Genomic DNA, 20,435 nt, shown 5'->3' on the forward strand with positions numbered 1-20,435 from the left:
CGATGACGATTTCGACGGCCGATCCGAGAAGTCCTGCCGGAGCGCCGGCATCCCCGCCGCTTGCAACGCGTCTCAGGGATGCGGAACAGGCGGTCAACCCGCTGCTGGAGTCGGCGCGCAGCTTGCTGCGAGCGCTGGCGGATACGCCCACCGTGCTGGAACCTGACGCCGTCGCGCATCGACGCTGGTGGCTGGAGCAGGAGCTCAGGTTGTTCACGCGTGTCTGCAACGAGTTGAAACTGCGATCCGACCACGTTGTTCGCGCGAGCTATGGCCTGTGTGCCGCGCTTGACGAAGCGGCGATGCAGACGCGTTGGGGCAAGGGCGGGGCGACGGGAGCCGACTGGCAGTCGAACAGCCTGGCAGCGGCGCTGGGTCATGACCGGCAAGGAAGCGATCGCGTGTTTCGACTGATCGACGAGGCGCTCGGGAGTCCTCGCGAGCATCTCGATTTGCTCGAGCTGTATCAGAACATCCTCGATCTGGGTTTCAAGGGGCGATATCGCGTTGGGAACGATGGCTCGGCCCGTCTTCAGGGTGTTCGCGAAGCCGTGCACCAGGTTGTGGTGACTAGCGGATTCGGCAGCATGCGCGACAGTGAGCCGATCCGGCGGCCACGGCAATCGATCGTCGATCCGTGGGTGCGCCCCGTACGGGCGCGTCGTACACGTTGGTGGATTGGCGCGGGCCTTTTCGTTGCGTTGATGCTCGGCGCGGCGGGTTATGCGGCGGTGAGCCACTGGATTCACGGCAAGCCGGCTGCGACGACGTCCTCGCTGGAAGTCCTGTCGGCGCAGCTTGGCACGAGTCTGCGTGATGAGGTGGCTGCCGGCAACGTCGAACTGAACCGGGATACGGCGACGAATGCACTGACGCTCCGGTTCAACGGCATGTACGCGTCGGGTGACGTGGCGGTCGCGCCATGGTGGGCATCCATCATGGCTACAGTCGGTCGGACCATTGTCGCGTCGGTACCCGCCGCGCACGTGCGGGTCGTTGGTTACACCGACAACGTGCCGGCTGGCGCGACATCCCGGAACAACAATCAGGCGCTTTCCGAAGCCCGCGCCCGGCAGGTCGCGCAGATCCTCGCGGCGGCGGGTGTGCCGGTGCAAAACATCTCCGCGGCTGGACAGAGCGACGCCGATCCGCTGGCCGACAACGGCACGGCACAGGGAAGATCGAGGAATCGCCGTGTCGAAGTGACCGTATCGAACTGAACGGCGAGTCGATGTGTATTGCGAAGCGCCGATACGGGAGACGTGCCTTTCGCCGAAGGCAATCGGAGCCTGCTTAAGTGCCCTGGCGCCGCCGCACCCTGCTCAACACCGCATAAGAAAGCGACCCGATCATGATCCCCCAGAACGCGGACCCGAGCCCGAGCCAAGTCATCCCCGACGCAGTCGCGAGGAACGTGATCACCGACGCTTCGCGATGATCCTCATCCTCGAAGATCCCGTGCACGTTCGCGCCGATCGCACCGATCAGCGCGAGCCCGGCGAGAATCGCGACGAAGGCCTTCGGCAGTGCAAAGAACAGCGTGACGATCGTCCCCGCGAAGAGCCCGCCGATCAGGTAAATCACGCCGTTCGCGATGCCCGCGATATAACGCCGGTCCGGATCCTCGTGCGAATCCTTGCCGGTGCACAGCGCAGCGGTGATCGCCGCGACGACGATCGTGATCCCGCCGAAGCACGCGACGACAAGCGACATCACGCTGGTTGCGGTGATGATCGGCCGCGCCGGCGTGTGATAGCCCGAGACGCGCAGGATCGTCATGCCGGGCAGGAACTGGCCGGTGAGACTCACGACGACGAGCGGCAGCGCGAGGCTGAGCGTGGTGCCGAGCGTCCATTCGGGGGCGATGAAGATCGGTCGCGCGATGCTCGGCGACACGTTGCCGAGATGCGCCATCCCGAGCAGCGTCGCGAGCGCGGTGCCGGTCAGCAGCACGAGCACGATGCTGTAGCGCGGCAACAGGCGCTTGAAGATCACGTACGCCGCGATCATCCCGAACCCGAGCACCGGCTGCGCAGTCGCGGCGGAGAACGCATGCATGCCGAACGGCAGCAGGATGCCGGCCATCATCCCGCACGCGATGCCGCGCGGAATGTGGCGCACGAGCCGGTCGAAATAGCCGGTGATGCCGATCACGAGGATGATCAACGCGGCCGTGATGTACGCGCCGACGGCCTGGTTCAGCGTCAGCTGCGGAAAGAGGCCGACGAGCAGCGCGGTGCCGGGCGCCGACCATGCGGTCACGATCGGCACCTTCAGTTTCCAGCTCGCGAAGAGGCCCGACACGCCCGCGCCGATCGAGATCGCCCAGACCCACGATGCCACCATCTCGTTGGATACGTGCGCGGCCTGCGACGCCTGGAAGAAGATCGCGAGCGGGCCCGCGTAGGAAATCAGCACCGCGAGAAAGCCGGCGGTGACCGCGGAGACGGACCAGTCGTTGCCGATCGAGCGGATCGCGCCGGGCGAGGTGTTCGGTTGCATCGTCGTAGGGGAGTGCGGCGCGCGGCCGGGAGGCTGACCCGGGGCGAATGATTGTTGGAGGCCCCGGACGATCCGTCATTCTGGGCATTGCCGCCGAAATTGGCAATTTGCCGATGAGGATCGGTGTTGTCGGCTTTTCGTAAGCAAAGCGCGTCGCGGCAGCCGCGCGGCCTTGCGCGGCCGTCGCCGCATCGGGCGCCTTCCCGGCGCAGCGCGACCCGCTCAAGCGTTACGTACTGATCTGAAGATACCCGTCGACCGCGGCGACCTTCGCACCGCTGCCCGTCGACAGCGACGCCGTGCCGTGGTCGAACGGATGCACGGGCGCGTCGGTCGGCGTCCATGCGTGACGCGCCAGCAGTTCGCGATACCCGCCGCGGATCACGAAGCCGCCGCATTTCTCCAGATACGCGTCGCGCCGCATCCGGTACGCGCGCGGCAGGTCGTACCACGGCAGCCTCGGCAGGTCGTGATGCACGAGGTGATAGTTGTTGTTCAAGTACAGCAGCCGCATCGCGAAGCCCGCCTCGTTGATGACGATGCGCGCCTTCGGATGCCGCGCGGCGCGGTGCTCGAACAGCGAACGGATCATCGCGAGCGACAGCGCGGGCCACGTGACGGCAAGCAGGTAGTACCACCACGGCACGCCGATCGCCCGCTGCAGCCATGCGAGTAGCGCACCCACGCAGACGGCGTGCGTCACCCACATCCGCAGATAGCGGAAGTTGCCGCGCCGGAACGCGGTGAATGCGTCGGCGAACATCGCGGCGACGCTCGTCGGCGGCCCGAACACGAGACGTCCGACGAAGGTGGTGCGCGCAACGGTCAGCGCGCGACGCCAGCGCGGCAACCGCGCCCACTGCGCGCGCGACACGTAGTTCGTTTCCGGGTCGACGCCCGGCACGGTCAGGTCCTCGTCGCGGTGATGGTCGAGGTGCGTGTCGCGATAAAGCGTGTACGGATACCAGATCGTCAACGGCGGATAGCCGAGCAGCCGGTTCACGAACGCGGAGCGCGTCGGGTGGCCGTGCAGCAGCTCATGCTGCAGCGACATGTGCCACGCGCCGAGCAGGATCAGCGGCGGCGTCGCGGCCGTGAGCGACAGGCGCTCGGCGCGTACGAGCAGCAGCACGGCGAGCCAGCCGCCGTAGATCGCGACGACCAGCAGCCACGTCGGCCACTCGGTGCGGGCAGTGAAGCGGGCGTCGAGTGCGGCGATCGCGCGCGCGTGGTCGACGTCGAAGTATTCGGCCATGGTGCTGGGGCGGGATGTAGCGGGTGATACGGGGGCTGCACGGGTAACGGGTAGCGGACGATCGCGCCGTTGCGAGCCGCGATGCAGGTGGCCGACTTGCGTCGCGACTCGCAGTCGACCGCTACGGCGAGCGGCTTGCGACGGCGTCGCGACACTGGAACGCTAACCGGCTCGCGTAGTCAGGCCAACCAAGCAATTCGCATTTGCTTATCGCTGCGCGACCGATAAGCATTGACCGCCCCAGGCGCGTGCCGGACCTGTGCGAAACCCGAGCAAACGGGCTTTCTCCAACGCACCGCCGGTGCGTAGAATGCGCACATGAGCCCATGGATCGCCGGACTGCCGATGTACAACGTGACGCCGCGCCACGCCGCACTGTGGCGCGCGTTGCTGCGTGACGCACTCGACGCGTTCGCGCGTCACGGCGGGCCGGCCGGCGTCGCGCTGCTCGACGAACCGTTCGGAGATCTGCACGCGCTGTGGCACCGCAGCGACTTGCTGTTGTCGCAGACATGCGGTTATCCGTACCGGATGCTCGGATTGCGCGATGCCGTGCACCTGATCGCGACACCGGCATTCGATGCGCCCGGCTGCGACGGCGCGCGTTACAGCAGTGTGCTGGTGGCGTCGGCGCGCGTGCATGCGGGCGGCGCGACGACGCTGGCTGCCTGTCGCGGATTACGGGCCGCATTCAACGGCGAGGATTCACACAGCGGGATGAACGCGTTCCGGCACGCGGTCGCGCCGCATGCGCACGACGGGCGTTTCTTCGGTTCGGTCGTGTCGTTCGGCTCGCACCTGAACGTGCTGCGCTCGCTGGCGGCAGGCGCTGCCGATTGCGCGGCGATCGACTGCGTGACGTTCGCGTATGTGCGTGACGCACTGCCCGAGTTGTTGAACGACATCCGGATCATCGGCATGACGGCGTCGGCGCCGGGCTTGCCATTGATTGCATCGAAGGCGCTGAACGGGAGCCTCGTGGAGGCGTTACAGGATGCGCTCGATCACGCGGTCGCGGTCGATGCGGATCGGGCGACCGCGCTGCGCCTGAAGGGATTCGAGCGCCGGCCGCCGGCCGCATACGACACGATTGCCGATCTCGCGCGGGACGCGGCCGCGCACGGGTATCCCGAGCTGGCGTGAGCGCGTCGTCCGCGCGGCGGTGGCTAGAACGGCAAGGTGCCGGGCGGCGCGTTGCGTACCACGGCGAGCGTCGTGCCGATGTGGTCTTCGAGCGCGAGGGCGGCGCGCGCATCGGCGCGGCGCATCGCGGCCTCGAACAGGCACGTGTGCTCCGCATGCACGTCGCGCTTCGAATCGCCGAGCCCGATGCACACGCGCCGATAGCGTTCGCTTTGCTGCGACAGCATGCGCAGGATCAGGTACGTCCAGGGCGTCGCGGCCGCCGAGATCAGCGCTTCGTGAAAGCGACGGTTGCACGCTTCCCATGCGGCGCGGTTTTCGATGGACACCGGTTGCTCCCACGCCGACAGCATGTCGAAACTCTGCCGCACGCGCTGCGCCCACGCGTCGTCGCCGCGCCGCACGGAGTCGCGCAGCGCATCGACCTCGATATGAATGCGCAGCCGCGTGATCGCTTCCAGATCGTCGACCGACATCGGCGTCACGCGAAACCCGCGCTGCCCTTCGGCGACGACCAGCGCATCGCTGACGAGCCGCGTGAGCGCCTCGCGCAGCGTGCCCGCGCCGACGCCGTACACGTCCTTCAGATGCTCGACGCGCAGCTTCGTGCCGGGCGGGTAATGTCCCTCGATGATGTGTTGACGGAGCTGGTGATACGCGTGCTCGCTGAGCGTGCGGGCATGCGGCTCGGCGGCGTCGTCGGCGGCCGGCTCAAGCGCCGGCGACGAGTCGTCGAACGGATGGGCGGGCAGGATGGTGTTCATGTCACGCGTTCTCCTGATCCTGTTTGCGGTTGAGCCGATAGCTGAGCTGTGCGCGCGTCAGGCCGAGCAGGCGCGCGGCGGCCGACAGGTTGCCGTTCGCGCGATCGACGGCCTCGTGCAGCAGCGCGCGTTCGAGGCCGTCGAGCCCGCCGCCGCCCTGCAACTGGTCGAGGATGGAGCCGCAGTCGATCGACATGGCGGCCGCCGGCCGGATCTGCCCGGCCCGGTCGACCGTCGCGCCGCCGGGTGAGCCGACGCCGGGGAACAGGTCCTTAGCGTCGACCGGGCGGTTCGGGCGCGACAGGATCACCGCGCGCTCGATCAGGTTCTCGAGCTCGCGCACGTTGCCGGGCCAGCGGTAGCCGCGCAGCGCGTCGTAGGCGTAATCGGTCAGCGTCGGCGTCGGCTTGCCGTGCACGGCCGCGAAGCGTTCGAGCATCGCGTCGGCGAGCGGCGCGATGTCGTCCTGCCGGTCGCGCAGCGGCGGAATCAGCACCGGGTAGACGTTGATCCGGTAATAGAGATCGGCGCGAAAGGTGCCGTCGCGCACGGCCTGCTCAAGATCGCGGTTGGTCGCCGCGACGACGCGGACGTCCACCTTCCGGCCGTCGGTCGCGCCGAGCCGCTCGACCTCGCCCTCCTGAAGCACGCGCAGCAGCTTCGCCTGAACGTCGAGCGGCAGCTCGCCGATCTCGTCGAGAAACAGCGTGCCGCCGTCCGCGCGCTCGAAGCGGCCGGCGCGCGCGGCTTGCGAGCCCGTGAACGCGCCTTTTTCCGCACCGAACAGTTCGGACTCGATCAGCGCATGCGGAATGGCCGCGCAGTTGATCGCGACGAACGGCTTCTGCGCGCGCGGGCTGAGGCTGTGCAGCGCGCGCGCGAAACGCTCCTTGCCGACGCCCGTTTCGCCGGTAAGCAGCACGGCGACCTTGGTCGGCGCGGCCGTCTCCAGCAGCGCATAGGCCGCGCGAAACGCGTCGGAACGTCCGACGAGGCGAGTCCGGCCGTCGTCGGGCGTCATCTCGAGGCGCAGCGATTCGACTTCGGTCTGCAGGTCGCGGATCGTATTGATCAGCGAGTCGGCCTTGAACCACGACGAGATCTCTTCGGCATCGGGCCATTCCTCGGCCGGCTTGCCGACGATCGTGCAGTGCGGGTCGTGCATGCCGACGCAAGTCGTTTCCTTGAACAGGATCGTCCGGCCGATGAACGCACTGGTGTAGCCGGTCGCATAGCCGATCAGCATCCAGCAGACGGGCTCGGGCTGCGGCCCGAACGTGCGACGGTGCACGTCGGCCTCCCATGAATGTTCCCAGCGGTATTCGCAATAGAACGCGCCCGTCGCGGGATCGGCCTCGAACCGCACCGGCGTGACCTGCACCGCGCCTTCGAGCATGTGCAGTTGCGGGCCGACATGGAACATGTCGAACAGCGACGCGCCGCTGCGAATCTCGCGGGCGAGCGCGGCATCCCGTTCGCCGGCGGCGAATCCGACACGCGTGAAGAAGCGTCGCGTCTGTGCCGGTCCGACGCTTTCCATCAATTCCTGGCGCAGCGTCGCCAGCGCGCCGGCATGCAGCAGCACCATCCGCTGACCGGCCAGCCAGATGCGACCGTCGCTCGCCGAAAAATGGATCAGCTTGCGCAGGTCTGTGTCCGGCGGCAATGGGGGCAGGCTGGGCCGCGTCATGTCTCCTCCGTCGAGATTTCTCGTGATTTTCAAGGTTTTCGCCAGCGGCGTCACAGCTGGCGGATCGATTTGATCATTTCGGCAAATGCGCTCGACCGGGTTGCTCAAATGATGAAAAACGCCGCCGTGTATGGCTTCGGTCGTGGTCGACGCCGACCGATTTCCGTTCTGGTTAACCGCCATTGTGGATCGCGAATTTGAACTTCGCGTCAGGGCTTTCCCTGAATTATCGAGATTTTTTGGGCGCCTGCCCGGACGTGGCACGGATGGTGCATTGAAGTCCGGCATGGAGGCGACACCGATCATGAATCAGCACCCGACCGATCTTTCCCCGCTCGACCCTTGCCGCAAGTGCGCGCGCGTGACCGGCACGAACGCGCGCGGCTTCGTCGAATTCGAGTTTTCGCTCGGCGGCGCGCCGGATCTGTTCGTCGAGCTGACGTTGTCTCCTGCCGCCTTCGACGCGTTCTGCCGCGAACAGCAGGTTACGCGGCTCGACGTCGAAGCGAACCCATGACCTTGAGGAGCAAGAAGTGACCATCGAGCTGAAGACAGTCGACATCAAGCCGCTCCGGCACACCTTCGCGCATGTCGCGCAGAACATCGGCGGCGACAAGACGGCGACGCGCTACCAGGAAGGCATGATGGGCGCGCAGCCCCAGGCGAACTTCCATTACCGGCCGACCTGGGATCCGGACCACGAGATCTTCGATTCGTCGCGCTCGGCGATCAGGATGGCGAACTGGTACGCGTTGAAGGATCCGCGCCAGTTCTACTACGCGTCGTGGGCGACGACGCGTGCGCGCCAGCAGGACGCGATGGAGTCGAACTTCGAGTTCGTCGAATCGCGCCGGATGATCGGCCTGATGCGCGACGACGTGGCCGCGCAGGCGCTCGACGTGCTGGTACCGCTGCGTCATGCCGCGTGGGGCGCGAACATGAACAACGCGCAGATCTGCGCGCTGGGCTACGGCACCGCGTTCACCGCGCCCGCGATGTTCCATGCGATGGACAACCTCGGCGTCGCGCAGTACCTGACGCGCCTCGCGCTCGCGATGGCCGAGCCCGACGTGCTTGACGCAGCCAAGGCCAGCTGGACGAACGACGCCGCCTGGCAGCCGCTGCGCCGCTACGTCGAGGACACGCTGGTCGTGGCCGATCCGGTCGAGCTGTTCGTCGCGCAGAACCTCGCGCTCGACGGCCTGCTGTATCCGCTCGTCTACGACCGCTTCGTCGACGAACGGATCGCGCTCGCGGGCGGCTCGGCGGTCGCGATGCTCACCGCGTTCATGCCGGAATGGCACGCCGAATCGAGCCGCTGGATCGACGCGGTGGTGAAGACCATGGCCGCCGAATCCGACGACAACCGCGTGCTGCTCGCCCGCTGGACCCGCGATTGGTCTGCACGAGCCGACGCGGCGCTCGCGCCGGTCGCGGCGCGCGCGCTGCAGGATGCAGGCCGGGCAGCGCTCGACGAAGTGCGCGAGCAGTTTCAGGCACGCGTCGCCAAGCTCGGCCTCGCGCTCTGACGACGGGCATTCACTTCACATTCCAAGGAAAGCCAGCATGTCGAATGTATTCATCGCCTTTCAGGCCAATGAGGAATCCAGACCAATTGTCGACGCGATCGTCGCCGACAACCCGCGCGCGGTGGTGGTCGAGTCGCCCGGGATGGTCAAGATCGACGCGCCGGACCGGCTGACGATCCGCCGCGAAACGATCGAGGAACTGACCGGCACGCGCTTCGACCTGCAGCAGCTGCAGGTGAACCTGATCACGCTGTCCGGTCACATCGACGAGGACGACGACGAGTTCACGCTGAGCTGGTCGCACTGAACGCCGCGCAACACGCATCGACAACACCGGAGACACGAATGGACACGCCAACGCTCAAGAAAAAGCTCGGCCTGAAGGACCGCTACGCGGCAATGACGCGCGGCCTCGGCTGGGAGACGACCTACCAGCCGATGGACAAGGTCTTCCCGTACGACCGTTACGAAGGCATCAAGATCCACGACTGGGACAAGTGGGTCGACCCGTTCCGCCTGACGATGGATGCGTACTGGAAATACCAGGGCGAGAAGGAGAAGAAGCTGTACGCGGTGATCGACGCGTTCACGCAGAACAACGCGTTCCTCGGCGTGACCGACGCGCGCTACATCAATGCGCTGAAGCTGTTCATCCAGGGCGTGACGCCGCTCGAATATCTCGCGCATCGCGGTTTCGCGCACGTCGGCCGGCACTTCACCGGCGAGGGCGCGCGCATCGCGTGCCAGATGCAGTCGATCGACGAGCTGCGGCACTATCAGACCGAAACGCACGCGATGTCGACGTACAACAAGTTCTTCAACGGCTTCCATCACTCGAACCACTGGTTCGACCGCGTCTGGTACCTGTCGGTGCCGAAGTCGTTCTTCGAGGACGCGTATTCGTCGGGGCCGTTCGAGTTCCTGACGGCGGTCAGCTTCTCGTTCGAATACGTGCTGACGAACCTGCTGTTCGTGCCGTTCATGTCGGGCGCCGCATACAACGGCGACATGTCGACGGTCACGTTCGGCTTCTCCGCGCAGTCGGACGAATCGCGGCACATGACGCTCGGCATCGAATGCATCAAGTTCCTGCTCGAGCAGGACCCGGACAACGTGCCGATCGTGCAGCGCTGGATCGACAAGTGGTTCTGGCGCGGCTACCGGCTGCTCACGCTGGTCGCGATGATGATGGACTACATGCAGCCGAAGCGCGTGATGAGCTGGCGCGAATCGTGGGAGATGTACGCGGAGCAGAACGGCGGCGCGCTGTTCAAGGATCTCGCGCGCTACGGCATTCGCGAGCCGAAGGGCTGGCAGGACGCATGCGAAGGCAAGGACCACATCAGCCACCAGGCATGGTCGACGTTCTACGGCTTCAACGCGGCCTCGGCGTTCCATACCTGGGTGCCGACCGAAGACGAGATGGCGTGGCTCGCCGCGAAGTATCCCGACTCGTTCGACCGCTATTACCGCCCGCGCTTCGACTACTGGGGCGAGCAGGCGAAGGCCGGCAACCGCTTCTACATGAAGACGCTGCCGATGCTGTGCCAGACCTGCCAGATCCCGATGCTGTTCACCGAGCCCGGCAACCCGACGAAGATCGGCGCGCGCGAGTCGAACTACCTCGGCAACAAGTTCCATTTCTGCAGCGATCACTGCAAGGAAATCTTCGACCACGAGCCGCAGAAATACGTGCAGGCGTGGCTGCCCGTGCACCAGATCTATCAGGGCAACTGCTTTCCGCCCGATGCGGATCCGAGCGCGGAAGGCTTCGATCCGCTCGCCGCGGTGCTCGACTACTACGAGGTGCAGATGGGCCGCGACAACCTCGATTTCGACGGCTCGGAAGACCAGAAGAACTTCGCGGCCTGGCGCGGCCAGGCCACGAGCAACTGACCCGCAACCGACAAGCAACCTTGAAGAAGGCCCGCGCGCGCTGCCGCGTGAACGCGGGCCGACAGGAGACAAACATGGCCGTCATCGCGCTCAAACCCTACGACTTCCCGGTGAAGGATGCCGTCGGGAAGTTTCCGGCGCCGCTGCTTTACGTGTGCTGGGAAAACCACCTGATGTTTCCCGCGCCGTTCTGCCTGCCGCTGCCGCCCGACCTGCCGTTCGGCGCGCTCGCCGACAAGGTGCTGCCGCCGGTCTACGGCTATCACCCCGACTTCGCGAAGATCGACTGGGACCGCGTCGAGTGGTTTCGCTCCGGCGAGCCGTGGACGCCGGACGCAGCGAAGAGCCTGGCCGACAACGGCCTCGGGCACAAGGATTTGATCAGTTTCCGAACGCCGGGCCTCGATGGCCTCGGCGGCGCGAGCTTCTGATCGCCACGCCAACGAGCGAACCATCATGAGCCACCAACTTACCATCGAGCCGCTGGGCGTCACGATCGAGGTCGAGGAAGGACAGACGATGCTCGATGCCGCGCTGCGCCAGGGCATCTACATTCCGCATGCGTGCTGTCACGGCCTGTGCGGCACCTGCAAGGTCGCGGTGCTCGACGGCGAGACCGATCTCGGCGATGCGAACCCGTTCGCGCTGATGGATTTCGAGCGCGAGGAAGGCAAGGCGCTCGCGTGCTGCGCGACGCTGCAGGCCGACACCGTGATCGAGGCCGACGTCGACGAGGAACCGGACGCGGAGATCATTCCGGTCAAGGATTTCGCGGCCGACGTCACGCGCATCGAGCAGCTCACGCCGACCATCAAGTCGATCCGACTGAAGCTGGCGCAGCCGATCCACTTCCAGGCAGGCCAGTACGTGCAGCTGGAGATTCCCGGCCTCGGGCAGAGTCGCGCGTTCTCGATCGCGAACGCGCCGGCCGACGTCGCGGCCACCGGCGAGATCGAGCTGAACGTGCGGCAGGTGCCGGGCGGGCTCGGTACCGGCTATCTGCACGAGCAACTGGCGACGGGCGACCGCGTGCGCCTGTCGGGCCCATACGGCCGCTTCTTCGTGCGCCGCTCGGCCGCGCGGCCGATGATCTTCATGGCCGGCGGGTCGGGGCTGTCGAGCCCGCGCTCGATGATCGCGGACCTGCTCGCCAGCGGCGTCGCCGCGCCGATCACGCTGGTCTACGGCCAGCGCAACGCGAAGGAACTGTATTACCACGACGAATTCCGCGCGCTGGCCGAACGTTATCCGAACTTCACGTACGTGCCGGCGCTGTCCGAAGGCGCGCCGGATGCGGGCGGCGAGGTCGCGCAAGGGTTCGTGCACGACGTCGCGAAGGCGCATTTCGACGGCGACTTCTCGGGGCATCAGGCGTACCTGTGCGGACCGCCCGCGATGATCGACGCCTGCATCACGACGCTGATGCAGGGCCGCCTGTTCGAGCGCGACATCTATCACGAGAAGTTCATCTCGGCGGCCGACGCGCAGCAGACGCGCAGCCCGCTGTTCCGGCGGGTGTGACATGGACGCGGGCCGCGTATGCGGGACGGTCAGGATCGCGCAGACCGACGAGCGCTATGCGTGCGTGTCCGGCGAGTCGTTGCTGGCCGGCATGGCGAAGCTCGGCCGGCGCGGCATTCCGGTCGGCTGCCTGAACGGCGGGTGCGGCGTGTGCAAGGTGCGCGTGCTGCGCGGCGCGGTGCGCAAGCTCGGGCCGGTCAGCCGCGCGCACGTCAGCGCGGAAGAAGAGAACGACGGCTATGCGCTCGCGTGCCGTGTGGTGCCGGACGGCGACGTCGAACTCGAAGTGGCCGGCCGGCTGAAAAAGCCGTTCTTCTGCGGCGTGGCCGGTGCCGGCGCGCCGACGATCGACAAGTAACCAGGAAACCAGGAGGAGACACATCATGGGTGTGATGCGTATTGGTCATGTCAGTCTGAAGGTGATGGACATGGAAGCGGCGCTGCGTCATTACGTGCGCGTGCTCGGCATGCAGGAGACGATGCGCGACGCGGCGGGCAACGTCTATCTGAAATGCTGGGACGAATGGGACAAGTATTCGCTGATCCTGTCGCCGTCCGACCAGGCAGGGCTCAAGCACGCTGCGTACAAGGTCGAGCACGACGCCGACCTGGACGCGCTGCAGCAGCGTATCGAGGCATACGGGATCGCGACCGAAATGCTGCCTGAAGGCGCGCTGCCGGCCGTTGGCCGTCAATTGCGGTTCCTGTTGCCGAGCGGGCACGAACTGCGGCTGTTCGCGAAGAAGGAATTGGTGGGCACCGCGGTCGGCTCGCTGAACCCCGATCCGTGGCCCGACGACGTTCCGGGCTCGGCCGTGCACTGGCTCGACCACTGCCTGCTGATGTGCGAACTGAATCCCGAAACCGGCGTGAACCGTGTCGAGGAGAACACGCGCTTCATGGCCGAGTGTCTCGACTTCCATCTGGCGGAACAGGTGATGGTCGGCCCCGGCAACACGATCCAGGCCGCGACGTGGATGTTCCGCAGCACGACGCCGCACGACATCGCGTTCGTCGGCGGCCCGAGCAACGGCCTGCATCACATCGCGTTCTTCCTCGACGACTGGGCCGACGTGCTGAAGTCGGCCGACGTGATGGCGAAGAACAAGGTGAAGATCGACGTCGCGCCGACGCGGCACGGCATCACGCGCGGCACCACCATCTATTTCTTCGATCCGAGCGGCAACCGCAACGAGACGTTCGCGGGGCTCGGCTATCTCGCGCAACCCGACCGCCCGGTCACGACGTGGACCGAGGAGGAACTCGGACGCGGGATCTTCTTCCACTCCGGCGAGCTGAACGAAGCGTTCACGACCGTCTACACCTGAGCCGCAAGGAGTCCAGCGTCATGGATCGAAACGACACGAACCGGAGCGTCGACACGCGCACGATCGACTGGCCCGCCGCGGCACGCGCGGCGCAGGCGGCGGCCGAGGCCGCCGAGCGGCTCGGCGTGCGCGTGAACGTCGCGGTCGTCGATGCGGCGGGGCTGCTCGCGGCATTCGTGCGCATGCCCGGCGCGCCGCTGCATTCGATCGACATCGCGATCGACAAGGCGTACACGGCCGCGAGCTTCGGTCTGCCCACCGGCGCGTGGCACGCCGCATTGGCGTCGCACTCCGACGCGGTGCGGCAGGGCCTCGTGCTGCGGCCGCGTTTCGTCGCGTTCGGCGGCGGGCTGCCGATCGTCGATGACGGCGCGTTGATCGGCGGCATCGGCGTATCGGGCGGCAGCGAGGCGCAGGACGCGCAATGCGCGCACGCGGGGCTCGACGCGGCCGGCTTCGGCGGGCCATGACGCTCGGCGCGCGAACGCGCTTCACGAACCCACGGATTCACGATCATCGGCACACACATCATGTACGACACCGAACCCATCGCCGCGACACGCGGCCCCGCCGGCGGGCAGCCGGACCCGCGGCTCGTCCGCAACTTCATCGACGGCGAGTATCGCGCGGGCGAACGCTGGTTCGACAAGCGCTCGCCGCTCGACAACGCGGTAATCGCGCGCGTCGCCGAAGCGAGCCGCGCGGATGTCGACGCGGCGGTACAGGCCGCCCGCGCGGCGCTGGCCGGCCCGTGGGGCGCCCTGACGGTCGCGCAGCGCGTCGAACTGCTGTATGCGGTGGCCGACGGCATCACGCGCCGCTTCGACGATTTTCTCGAAGCGGAAGTGGCCGACACCGGCAAGCCGGTGAGCCTCGCCAGCCATATCGACATCCCGCGCGGCGCCGCGAACTTCAAGGTGTTCGCCGACGTGGTGAAGAACGTGCCCGGCGAAACCTTCGAGATGGCGACGCCGGACGGCGCGGGCGCGCTCAACTACGCGATCCGTCGGCCGGTCGGCGTGGTCGGCGTGATCTGCCCGTGGAACCTGCCGCTGCTGCTGATGACGTGGAAGGTCGGCCCCGCGCTCGCCTGCGGCAACACGGTGGTCGTGAAGCCGTCGGAGGAGACGCCGCAGACGGCCGCGCTGCTCGGCGAAGTGATGAACGCGGCGGGCGTGCCGCGCGGCGTCTACAACGTCGTGCACGGCTTCGGGCCGGGTTCGGCCGGCGAATTCCTGACGACGCATCCGGGCGTGAACGCGATCACGTTCACCGGCGAGACGCGCACCGGCGCGGCCATCATGAAGGCGGCGGCCGACGGTGCGCGGCCCGTCAGCCTCGAAATGGGCGGCAAGAACGCGGCGATCGTGTTCGCCGATTGCGATTTCGACGCGGCCGTCGAGGGCACGTTGCGCTCGTGCTTCGCGAACGCGGGGCAGGTTTGCCTCGGCACCGAGCGCGTGTATGTCGAGCGTCCGCTGTTCGAGCGTTTCGTCGCCGCGCTGAAGGCCGGTGCCGAACGGCTGCGGCCCGGCCGTCCGGAAGCAGAGTCGACCGGCCTCGGCCCGCTGATCAGCCAGGAGCATCGCGACAAGGTGCTGTCGTATTACCGCAAGGCGGCCGAACTCGGCGCGACGGTCGTGACGGGCGGCGGCGTGCCCGACATGCCGGCGGATCTGCGCGACGGCGCGTGGGTGCAGCCGACGATCTGGACCGGCCTCGGCGACGATTCGCCGATCGCGCGCGAAGAGATCTTCGGGCCGTGCACGCTGGTGATGCCGTTCGATTCCGAAGCCGAGGTGATCGGCCGCGCGAATGCGAATGCGTACGGGCTGTCGACCGCGATCTGGACGACCAACCTGTCGCGCGCGCACCGCGTCGCGGCGTCGATCGACGTCGGCATCGCGTGGGTCAATTCGTGGTTCCTGCGCGACCTGCGTACGGCGTTCGGCGGCGCGAAGCAATCGGGCATCGGCCGCGAAGGCGGCGTGCATTCGCTCGAGTTCTACACGGAGCTTCGCAACGTCTGCATCAAGCTCTGACCCAACCGTTCATGACCGGAAAACTCTTATGGACTCCACGTTGATTACCACGCTGGGCGACCGGCTATACGACGCGATGACGTCGCGCGAGCCCATCGCGCCGCTGACGTCGCAGCACGAGGACCTGTCGGTCGACGACGCGTACCGGATCCAGCAGCGCTTCGTGCAGCGCCGCCTGGACGCCGGCGAGACCGTCGTCGGCAAGAAGATCGGCGTCACGTCGAAGGCGGTGATGGACATGCTCGGCGTCTACCAGCCCGACTTCGGCTACCTGCTGTCGGGCATGGTGGTCGGCGAGGGCGAGTGCATCGCGCTCGACACGCTGATCCAGCCGAAGGCCGAAGGCGAGATCGCATTCGTGCTGAAGCGGGACCTGCTCGGCCCGGGCGTGACGAACGCGATGGTGCTCGCCGCGACCGAATGCGTGATGCCGTGCTTCGAGATCGTCGACTCGCGCATCCGCGACTGGAAGATCTGCATCGGCGACACGGTCGCCGACAACGCGTCATGCGGCGTGTTCGTGCTCGGCGACCGGGCGGTGAGCACGCGCAGCGTCGATCTGTCGACCTGCGGAATGGTGCTCGAGAAGAACGGCGACGTGATCGGCACCGGCGCCGGCGCGGCCGCGCTCGGCTCGCCGGTGAACGCGGTCGCGTGGCTCGCCAACACGCTCGGCCGCCTCGGCATTCCGCTGAAGGCCGGCGAAGTGATCCTGTCCGGCGCGCTCGCCGCGATGGCGCCGGTCGGGCGCGGCGACAACTTCCGCGTGTCGATCGGCGGGATCGGCGCGTGTTCGGTGCGGTTCGCGTGAGCGCCGCCCGTTCCCCTTTCCACGCAAACGAGGAATTTCCCATGACCCGAAAGATCCGTTGCGCACTGATCGGTCCCGGCAACATCGGCACCGACCTGCTCGCCAAACTGATGCGCAGCCCCGTGCTCGAACCCGTGTGGATGGTCGGCATCGATCCCGATTCCGATGGCCTGAAACGCGCGCGCGAACTCGGCCTCAAGACCACTGCCGACGGCGTCGACGGCCTGCTGCCGCATGTGCGGGCGGACGGCGTGCAAATCGCGTTCGACGCGACGAGCGCATACGTCCATGCGGAAAACAGCCGCAAGCTGAACGCGCTCGGCGTGCTGATGATCGACCTGACGCCGGCCGCGATCGGCCCGTACTGCGTGCCGCCCGTCAACCTGAAGGATCACATCGGCTCCGGCGAGATGAACGTGAACATGGTCACGTGCGGCGGCCAGGCGACGATTCCGATGGTGCGCGCGATCTCCCGCGTGCAGCCGGTCGCGTACGGCGAGATCGTCGCGACCGTGTCGTCGCGTTCGGTCGGCCCCGGCACCCGCAAGAACATCGACGAGTTCACGCGTACGACGGCCGCGGCCGTCGCGCAGGTCGGCGGCGCGAAACAAGGCAAGGCGATCATCGTGATCAACCCGGCCGACCCGCCGCTCATCATGCGCGACACCGTGCACTGCTTGACGGAAAGCGCGCCCGACGAAGCGCGCATCGTCGAATCGGTGCACGCGATGATCGCCGACGTGCAGCGCTACGTGCCCGGCTACCGGCTCGTCAACGGGCCGGTGTTCGACGGCAACCGCGTGTCGGTCTATCTCGAGGTCGAAGGCCTCGGCGACTACCTGCCGAAATACGCGGGCAACCTCGACATCATGACGGCCGCCGCCGCGCGCACCGCCGAGATGTTCGCCGAGGAACTGCTGGCCGGGCGCCTCACGCTGGCATCGGCCGCCGAGGCGGCCTGACGCCCGCCAACGCGACTTCCACGACCGGACGACAAGGAACGGAAATGAATCTCAAAGGCAAACGAATCACCGTCCACGACATGACGCTGCGTGACGGCATGCACCCGAAGCGTCACCAGATGACGCTCGACCAGATGCGCTCGATCGCGAGCGGGCTCGACGCGGCCGGCGTGCCGCTGATCGAAGTCACGCACGGCGACGGCCTCGGCGGCTCGTCGTTCAACTACGGCTTTCCCGCGCATACCGACGCGGAATACCTCGGCGCGGTGATCCCGCTGCTGAAGCGCGCGAAGGTGTCGGCGCTGCTGCTGCCGGGCATCGGCACCGTCGACCACCTGAAGGAAGCGCACGCGCTCGGCGTGCATACGATCCGCGTCGCGACGCACTGCACCGAGGCGGACGTGTCCGAGCAGCACATCGCGATGGCGCGCAAGCTCGACATGGATACCGTCGGCTTCCTGATGATGAGCCACATGAACAGCCCCGACGGGCTGGTGAAGCAGGCGAAGCTGATGGAGTCGTACGGCGCGAACTGCATCTACATCACCGATTCGGCCGGCTACATGCTGCCCGACGACGTGAAGGCGCGCCTCGCCGCGGTGCGCGACGCGCTGAAGCCTGAGACGGAACTGGGCTTCCATGGTCACCACAACCTCGCGATGGGCGTCGCGAACTCGATCGCCGCGATCGAGGCCGGAGTGAACCGGATCGACGGCGCGGCGGCCGGGCTCGGCGCCGGCGCGGGCAACACGCCGCTCGAAGTGTTCGTCGCCGTCTGCGAGCGGATGGGTATTGAGACCGGCGTCGACGTGTGGAAGATCCAGGACGTCGCCGAGGATCTCGTCGTGCCGATGATGGATTTCCCGATCCGCATCGACCGCGACGCGCTGACGCTCGGCTATGCCGGCGTGTACGGCTCGTTCCTGCTGTTCGCGAAGCGCGCGGGCGAGAAGTACGGGATTCCGGCGCGCGACATCCTCGTCGAGCTCGGCCGGCGCGGCATGGTTGGCGGGCAGGAAGACATGATCGAGGACACCGCGCTGACGCTCGCGAAGGCGCGCGCGGCACAAACGAAGCGGGAGGCCGCATGAATCTCACGACCGACACGATCGAGTCGCTGGCCGCGCATCTCGACGACTGCATGCGCGAGGCGCGCGACACGCCGAAGATCACCGACCGTCATCCGGAGATGGACTGGGACGACGCATACGCGGTGCAGGATGCGATTCGCCGCCGGCAGCTTGCGCGTGGCGCGCGGATCGTCGGCTACAAGGCCGGCCTGACGTCGCACGCGAAGATGCGGCAAATGGGCGTGGACACGCCCGTGTTCGGATTCCTGACCGACGTCTACGACCTGCCCGACGGCGGCGAGTGCGATACGTCCGCGCTGATTCATCCGAAGGTGGAGCCCGAGATCGCATTCGTGACGAAGGCCGAGCTGAAGGGGCCGGGCTGCCATGTCGGCGCGGTGCTCGCCGCGACGGACTTCGTCGTCGCCGGGATCGAGGTGATCGACAGCCGCTACCGCGACTTCAAGTTCGACCTGAAGAGCGTGGTGGCCGACAACACGTCGGCCGCGCGCTTCGTCGCGGGCGGCAGGCCGCTGGCCGTGCACGGCGTCGACCTGCGCACGCTCGGCATCGTGCTCGAGAAGAACGGCTTGCCGGTCGCGTTCGGCGCCGGCGCGGCCGTGCTCGGGCACCCGGCCGCCGCGATCGCGATGCTCGCGAACCACCTCGGCGCGCGCGGCGAATCGATTCCGGCGGGCAGCCTGATCCTGTCGGGCGGTATCACGGAGGCGGTGGCCGTCGCGGCCGGCGACAACGTGACGCTGCGCGTGCAGGACATCGGGTCGGTGGGCCTGCGATTCATCTGAACGTTTCGAACGCAAAGGGAGGCCATCGTGCCGATAGCGCATCTGTACATCCTGGAAGGCCGCGACGACGACAAGAAGGAACGCCTGATCGCCGAAGTCACCGAAGCCATCCATCGCTCGCTCGACGCACCGCTCGAATCGGTGCGCGTGATCATCACCGAGATGCCGAAGGCGCACTTCGGGATCGGCGGGCAGAGCGCGAAAAAGCGCGGCCGCTGACGCGCCGCGCCATCGAAATCGACTGGAGGAGCGTCATGTCAACCAATCCCGAACTGGGCCGCCGGATCGTCGCGAGCGGCCTCGACACCAACTATCACGACCTCGGCGACGGGCCGCCCGTGCTGCTGATCCACGGCTCGGGGCCGGGCGTCACGGCCTACGCGAACTGGCGGCTCACGATGCCCGCGCTCGCCGAGCAGTTTCGCGTGATCGCGCCGGACATGGCCGGATTCGGCGAAACCGAGCGGCCGCGCGATTACGCGTATTCGATGGACCACTGGGTCGACCACGCACTCGGCCTGCTCGATGCGCTTCGCGTCGAGCGCGCGCACGTGATCGGCAATTCGTTCGGCGGCGCGCTCGCGCTTGCGCTGGCGATCCGTGCGCCCGACCGGGTCGGCCGCCTCGTGCTGATGGGCGCGGCGGGCACGCGCTTCACGCTGACGGAGGGGCTCGATGCCGTGTGGGGCTATACGCCGTCGATCGCGAACATGCGCGGCCTGCTGGACATCTTCGCGTTCGATCGCACGCTGGTGAACGACGAACTCGCGAAGCTGCGCTACGACGCGAGCGTGCGGCCCGGTTACCAGGAGGCGTTCGCGAACATGTTTCCGGCGCCGCGCCAGCGCTGGGTCGATGCGCTCGCGAGCGACGAGGCGAAACTGCGCGCGCTGCCGCACGAAACGCTGATCGTGCATGGTCGCGAGGATCGCGTGATTCCGCTCGACAGTTCGATGAGGCTGCTGGAACTGCTGCCGAACGCGCAACTGCACGTGTTCGGGCGCTGCGGACACTGGACGCAGATCGAGCATGCGGCACGCTTCAACCGGCTCGTGATCGAGCACTTTGGCGAGTAGCCGGCGAAGGCGGCGTGCAGGACGACCATAAAAAATCAAT

The 20,435-nt window shown here is 67.1% G+C and carries 22 protein-coding genes; 18 read left to right on the plus strand and 4 right to left on the minus strand.

Translation table 11 applies throughout. From position 1 onward, the window contains the following. Window positions 1-2 precede the first annotated feature (2 nt). Window positions 3-1,220, plus strand: coding sequence for a type IVB secretion system protein IcmH/DotU (gene icmH, locus HWX22_RS23060; protein WP_175909782.1), 1,218 nt, complete (start codon window positions 3-5; stop codon window positions 1,218-1,220). 73 nt (window positions 1,221-1,293) lie between these two features. Here the strand turns inward: icmH and HWX22_RS23065 are convergent, their stop codons facing one another. Beyond that, the gene (locus HWX22_RS23065) at window positions 1,294-2,502 is read right to left on the minus strand and encodes a benzoate/H(+) symporter BenE family transporter (protein WP_175909784.1); all 1,209 of its coding nucleotides are present in this window, start codon (window positions 2,500-2,502) and stop codon (window positions 1,294-1,296) included. Between the two features lie 229 nt (window positions 2,503-2,731). Next, window positions 2,732-3,757, minus strand: coding sequence for a fatty acid desaturase (locus tag HWX22_RS23070; protein ID WP_175916472.1), 1,026 nt, complete (start codon window positions 3,755-3,757; stop codon window positions 2,732-2,734). A 318-nt stretch (window positions 3,758-4,075) separates the two neighbouring features. Between HWX22_RS23070 and HWX22_RS23075 the strand changes: the two genes are divergently transcribed. Beyond that, window positions 4,076-4,900 carry a PhnD/SsuA/transferrin family substrate-binding protein gene (locus HWX22_RS23075; RefSeq protein WP_175909787.1) on the plus strand — a complete coding sequence of 275 codons (825 nt, stop codon included), beginning with the start codon at window positions 4,076-4,078 and terminating at the stop codon, window positions 4,898-4,900. Window positions 4,901-4,923: 23 nt separating this feature from the next. Here HWX22_RS23075 and HWX22_RS23080 read toward each other — a convergent pair whose 3' ends face one another. Together HWX22_RS23080 and HWX22_RS23085 are read right to left on the minus strand one after the other, a co-directional pair. Continuing rightward, window positions 4,924-5,664 carry a GntR family transcriptional regulator gene (locus HWX22_RS23080; protein ID WP_059818353.1) on the minus strand — a complete coding sequence of 247 codons (741 nt, stop codon included), beginning with the start codon at window positions 5,662-5,664 and terminating at the stop codon, window positions 4,924-4,926. Between the two features lies 1 nt (window position 5,665). Beyond that, window positions 5,666-7,354: a sigma-54-dependent Fis family transcriptional regulator gene (locus HWX22_RS23085; RefSeq protein WP_175909789.1), complete on the minus strand. Its 1,689-nt coding sequence runs from the start codon at window positions 7,352-7,354 to the stop codon at window positions 5,666-5,668. A gap of 130 nt (window positions 7,355-7,484) precedes the next feature. On the opposite strand from HWX22_RS23085, the gene HWX22_RS32040 reads away from it, so the two are divergent. From HWX22_RS32040 to HWX22_RS23165, 16 genes are all read left to right on the plus strand, one after another. Continuing rightward, entirely contained in the window at window positions 7,485-7,871 is a 387-nt protein-coding gene (locus HWX22_RS32040) for a phenol hydroxylase subunit (protein WP_244135270.1), read from the plus strand. Between the two features lie 16 nt (window positions 7,872-7,887). Beyond that, the gene (locus HWX22_RS23095) at window positions 7,888-8,883 is read left to right on the plus strand and encodes a phenol hydroxylase (protein WP_175909791.1); all 996 of its coding nucleotides are present in this window, start codon (window positions 7,888-7,890) and stop codon (window positions 8,881-8,883) included. A gap of 37 nt (window positions 8,884-8,920) precedes the next feature. After that, window positions 8,921-9,190, plus strand: a complete 270-nt coding sequence (locus tag HWX22_RS23100; RefSeq protein ID WP_059818357.1) for an MmoB/DmpM family protein — start codon at window positions 8,921-8,923, stop codon at window positions 9,188-9,190. Between the two features lie 38 nt (window positions 9,191-9,228). Next, complete coding sequence (locus HWX22_RS23105) at window positions 9,229-10,779, plus strand: aromatic/alkene/methane monooxygenase hydroxylase/oxygenase subunit alpha (protein WP_059818358.1); 1,551 nt, start codon at window positions 9,229-9,231, stop codon at window positions 10,777-10,779. Between the two features lie 74 nt (window positions 10,780-10,853). Next, the gene (locus HWX22_RS23110; protein ID WP_175909793.1) at window positions 10,854-11,210 is read left to right on the plus strand and encodes a phenol hydroxylase subunit P4; all 357 of its coding nucleotides are present in this window, start codon (window positions 10,854-10,856) and stop codon (window positions 11,208-11,210) included. Between the two features lie 25 nt (window positions 11,211-11,235). Further along, window positions 11,236-12,300 (plus strand): phenol 2-monooxygenase domain-containing protein, encoded by a 1,065-nt coding sequence (locus tag HWX22_RS23115; protein WP_175916473.1) that lies wholly within the window; start codon window positions 11,236-11,238, stop codon window positions 12,298-12,300. A gap of 1 nt (window position 12,301) precedes the next feature. Beyond that, window positions 12,302-12,658: a 2Fe-2S iron-sulfur cluster-binding protein gene (locus HWX22_RS23120; RefSeq protein ID WP_175916474.1), complete on the plus strand. Its 357-nt coding sequence runs from the start codon at window positions 12,302-12,304 to the stop codon at window positions 12,656-12,658. A gap of 25 nt (window positions 12,659-12,683) precedes the next feature. Beyond that, complete coding sequence (locus tag HWX22_RS23125) at window positions 12,684-13,628, plus strand: catechol 2,3-dioxygenase (protein WP_059692557.1); 945 nt, start codon at window positions 12,684-12,686, stop codon at window positions 13,626-13,628. 20 nt (window positions 13,629-13,648) lie between these two features. Continuing rightward, complete coding sequence (locus HWX22_RS23130; protein WP_175909798.1) at window positions 13,649-14,098, plus strand: heme-binding protein; 450 nt, start codon at window positions 13,649-13,651, stop codon at window positions 14,096-14,098. Between the two features lie 60 nt (window positions 14,099-14,158). After that, on the plus strand, window positions 14,159-15,670 hold the full coding sequence (locus HWX22_RS23135) for a 2-hydroxymuconic semialdehyde dehydrogenase (protein WP_175909800.1): 1,512 nt from the start codon (window positions 14,159-14,161) through the stop codon (window positions 15,668-15,670). 28 nt (window positions 15,671-15,698) lie between these two features. Then, complete coding sequence (gene dmpE / locus HWX22_RS23140) at window positions 15,699-16,481, plus strand: 2-oxopent-4-enoate hydratase (protein ID WP_175909802.1); 783 nt, start codon at window positions 15,699-15,701, stop codon at window positions 16,479-16,481. Window positions 16,482-16,522: 41 nt separating this feature from the next. Then, window positions 16,523-17,443, plus strand: coding sequence for an acetaldehyde dehydrogenase (acetylating) (locus HWX22_RS23145; protein ID WP_059818364.1), 921 nt, complete (start codon window positions 16,523-16,525; stop codon window positions 17,441-17,443). A gap of 44 nt (window positions 17,444-17,487) precedes the next feature. Continuing rightward, on the plus strand, window positions 17,488-18,534 hold the full coding sequence (dmpG, locus tag HWX22_RS23150; RefSeq protein ID WP_175909804.1) for a 4-hydroxy-2-oxovalerate aldolase: 1,047 nt from the start codon (window positions 17,488-17,490) through the stop codon (window positions 18,532-18,534). Next, window positions 18,531-19,319, plus strand: coding sequence for a 2-oxo-3-hexenedioate decarboxylase (dmpH, locus tag HWX22_RS23155; RefSeq protein ID WP_175909806.1), 789 nt, complete (start codon window positions 18,531-18,533; stop codon window positions 19,317-19,319). Before dmpG ends, dmpH begins: the two co-directional genes overlap by 4 nt. Before the next feature lie 24 nt (window positions 19,320-19,343). Continuing rightward, window positions 19,344-19,538, plus strand: coding sequence for a 2-hydroxymuconate tautomerase (locus HWX22_RS23160; RefSeq protein ID WP_257130074.1), 195 nt, complete (start codon window positions 19,344-19,346; stop codon window positions 19,536-19,538). A 35-nt stretch (window positions 19,539-19,573) separates the two neighbouring features. After that, a complete protein-coding gene (locus tag HWX22_RS23165; protein ID WP_175909808.1) occupies window positions 19,574-20,395 on the plus strand; it encodes an alpha/beta fold hydrolase in 822 nt (273 codons plus the stop codon). The last annotated feature ends 40 nt before the right edge of the window (window positions 20,396-20,435 follow it).

Source organism: Burkholderia sp. BCC1638 (assembly GCF_902833195.1).
GTDB lineage: Bacteria > Pseudomonadota > Gammaproteobacteria > Burkholderiales > Burkholderiaceae > Burkholderia > Burkholderia diffusa.

What these genes read in the sequence shown, in the direction of transcription:
- HWX22_RS23085 (WP_175909789.1), bottom strand. Translation starts at nt 7,354, where the DNA reads ATGACGCGGCCCAGCCTGCCCCCATTGCCGCCGGACACAGACCTGCGC.
- HWX22_RS23115 (WP_175916473.1), top strand. Translation starts at nt 11,236, where the DNA reads ATGAGCCACCAACTTACCATCGAGCCGCTGGGCGTCACGATCGAGGTC.
- HWX22_RS23145 (WP_059818364.1), top strand. Translation starts at nt 16,523, where the DNA reads ATGACCCGAAAGATCCGTTGCGCACTGATCGGTCCCGGCAACATCGGC.
- HWX22_RS23100 (WP_059818357.1), top strand. Translation starts at nt 8,921, where the DNA reads ATGTCGAATGTATTCATCGCCTTTCAGGCCAATGAGGAATCCAGACCA.
- HWX22_RS23165 (WP_175909808.1), top strand. Translation starts at nt 19,574, where the DNA reads ATGTCAACCAATCCCGAACTGGGCCGCCGGATCGTCGCGAGCGGCCTC.
- icmH (WP_175909782.1), top strand. Translation starts at nt 3, where the DNA reads ATGACGATTTCGACGGCCGATCCGAGAAGTCCTGCCGGAGCGCCGGCA.
- HWX22_RS23120 (WP_175916474.1), top strand. Translation starts at nt 12,302, where the DNA reads ATGGACGCGGGCCGCGTATGCGGGACGGTCAGGATCGCGCAGACCGAC.
- HWX22_RS23125 (WP_059692557.1), top strand. Translation starts at nt 12,684, where the DNA reads ATGGGTGTGATGCGTATTGGTCATGTCAGTCTGAAGGTGATGGACATG.
- HWX22_RS23110 (WP_175909793.1), top strand. Translation starts at nt 10,854, where the DNA reads ATGGCCGTCATCGCGCTCAAACCCTACGACTTCCCGGTGAAGGATGCC.
- HWX22_RS23130 (WP_175909798.1), top strand. Translation starts at nt 13,649, where the DNA reads ATGGATCGAAACGACACGAACCGGAGCGTCGACACGCGCACGATCGAC.
- HWX22_RS23105 (WP_059818358.1), top strand. Translation starts at nt 9,229, where the DNA reads ATGGACACGCCAACGCTCAAGAAAAAGCTCGGCCTGAAGGACCGCTAC.
- HWX22_RS23135 (WP_175909800.1), top strand. Translation starts at nt 14,159, where the DNA reads ATGTACGACACCGAACCCATCGCCGCGACACGCGGCCCCGCCGGCGGG.
- dmpG (WP_175909804.1), top strand. Translation starts at nt 17,488, where the DNA reads ATGAATCTCAAAGGCAAACGAATCACCGTCCACGACATGACGCTGCGT.
- HWX22_RS23080 (WP_059818353.1), bottom strand. Translation starts at nt 5,664, where the DNA reads ATGAACACCATCCTGCCCGCCCATCCGTTCGACGACTCGTCGCCGGCG.
- dmpE (WP_175909802.1), top strand. Translation starts at nt 15,699, where the DNA reads ATGGACTCCACGTTGATTACCACGCTGGGCGACCGGCTATACGACGCG.
- dmpH (WP_175909806.1), top strand. Translation starts at nt 18,531, where the DNA reads ATGAATCTCACGACCGACACGATCGAGTCGCTGGCCGCGCATCTCGAC.
- HWX22_RS23065 (WP_175909784.1), bottom strand. Translation starts at nt 2,502, where the DNA reads ATGCAACCGAACACCTCGCCCGGCGCGATCCGCTCGATCGGCAACGAC.
- HWX22_RS23070 (WP_175916472.1), bottom strand. Translation starts at nt 3,757, where the DNA reads ATGGCCGAATACTTCGACGTCGACCACGCGCGCGCGATCGCCGCACTC.
- HWX22_RS32040 (WP_244135270.1), top strand. Translation starts at nt 7,485, where the DNA reads ATGGCTTCGGTCGTGGTCGACGCCGACCGATTTCCGTTCTGGTTAACC.
- HWX22_RS23075 (WP_175909787.1), top strand. Translation starts at nt 4,076, where the DNA reads ATGAGCCCATGGATCGCCGGACTGCCGATGTACAACGTGACGCCGCGC.